Annotated in this window: 1 protein-coding gene; it reads right to left on the bottom strand. The window is 62.1% G+C overall.

Going from position 1 to position 1,108, the window contains the following annotated elements:
* Nucleotides 1-1,108, bottom strand: a 1,108-nt coding sequence (locus A2I95_RS41170) for an ABC transporter ATP-binding protein (RefSeq protein ID WP_291738051.1), incomplete at both ends; no start/stop codon positions are given.

A 1,108-nucleotide genomic window follows, 5' to 3' on the forward strand; every position in this document is an offset into this window, starting at 1 on the left:
GTGAACGTTCAATGCTGGAAGCTTTGGATGCTGGCTGGCGCGCCCAGAGCTGTGCATAAAGCCCCTGCGCCTGCAAAAGCGTCTCATGCGAGCCTTCTTCAACTATACGCCCCTGGTCCATCACCAGAATACGGTCCATCTGCGCGATGGTGGACAGCCTATGTGCGATGGCGATCACCGTCTTGCCCTGCATCATGCCGTACAGCGTTTCCTGAATCGCCGCTTCGACTTCGGAATCCAGCGCCGAGGTGGCCTCGTCCAGAACCAGAATCGGCGCGTCCTTCAGGACCACCCGGGCCAGCGTCACCCGCTGACGCTGGCCGCCGGACAGTTTGACTCCGCGCTCACCCACATGGGCGTCATACCCCTTGCGGCCCTGGGGATCTTCCAAATCCAGGATGAAGTCATGCGCCTGCGCCTGTTTGGCGGCGGCGATCATCTGCTCCTCGCTGGCATCCGGACGGCCATACAGCAGGTTGTCCCGCACCGAGCGGTGCATCAGCGCGCTGTCCTGCTGCACCATGCCGATGTGGCTGCGCAAGCTGTCCTGCGGCACCGCGCGGATGTCCTGGCCGTCGATCAGGATCTGACCGCTTTCAGCGTCGTAGAACCGCAAGAGCAGCTTCACCAGGGTCGATTTGCCCGCACCTGACCGCCCGATCAGGCCAATCTTCTCACTTGGCTGGATGGTCAGGCTGATCTTGTCCAGCCCGCCGGCCTCGCGCCCGTAATGGTGCGAAAGATTGCGCAGTTCGATCTCACCCTTGCTCAACTGCAATGGGTCCGCATTGGCCGAATCCACCAGATCTATGGGCTGGGCAATGGTTTCCATCCCCTCGGCCACAACACCCAGCTGCCGGAAGAAGGAGGTCAGTGCCCACATAATCCAGCCGGTCATCGCATTCAGCCGCAATGTCAGCGCCGTGGCCGCCGCCACCAGGCCGACCGAGGCCGAACCCTGCATCCAAAGCGTGACCGCCCAGCCGACAACACCCACGATCAGCAGCCCGTTCAGGGTGACAAGCGCCGCGTCCATGACAGTGAAGATCCGCATCTCCGCCTGAAAGGTTTTGCGCGTGTTCTCGATCGCATCGCGGGCATAGGTCAG

Source organism: Leisingera sp. F5 (assembly GCF_001593695.1).